This window comes from Streptomyces doebereineriae, assembly GCF_031845645.1.
Classification (GTDB): Bacteria; Actinomycetota; Actinomycetes; order Streptomycetales; family Streptomycetaceae; genus Streptomyces; species Streptomyces canus.
This window is the reverse complement of sequence record NZ_JAVREZ010000383.1, coordinates 1-434: the sequence shown is the minus strand read 5'-3', so window position 1 is coordinate 434 and position 434 is coordinate 1. Positions and strand designations below refer to the sequence as shown.

The 434-nt window shown below is 58.5% G+C and carries 1 protein-coding gene; it reads left to right on the top strand.

Going from position 1 to position 434, the window contains the following annotated elements:
- A partial coding sequence (locus RNB18_RS52410) for a hypothetical protein (protein ID WP_311721104.1) occupies positions 1-214 on the top strand: 214 nt, incomplete at its 5' end.
- Positions 215-434: the final 220 nt, after the last annotated feature.

Below are 434 nucleotides of genomic sequence, written 5' to 3'. Positions count from 1 at the left end.
CGTCAGTCGCCCGGGCGTACGCATGTGGCTCGGCGCGGCCGAAAAGCGGCACCTGGTCAACGAGGACGTGGAGCATCGCGCGGTAGTCATCTCGATCGTGGACTCCAACAATTCGTATCACGCCGGCACACGCGACGTCCTCCAGCCGGTAGATGCTCGGCTGGGCGATTCAAGCTCGGTGTGTCAGACCAAGTCTAGATTCACCTCTGGTTAGACGTTCGCCTGTCCAGTCAGACTGCCGGACTCGACCGCAACAGCCTGCGGCAAGTCCGGCAGCCTGACAGGGAATCGACCGCAAGGGAATGCAAGGTTGGCCGACTCCTATTCCTCAATTTGGGAGGACTACTTCGAGGAATAACCCTGGAAGGGCAGGCTAAGAATAGCAGGAATTAGCTGAAAACACCAGTGCTGGAACAGTTTCCGGCCAAGAACGA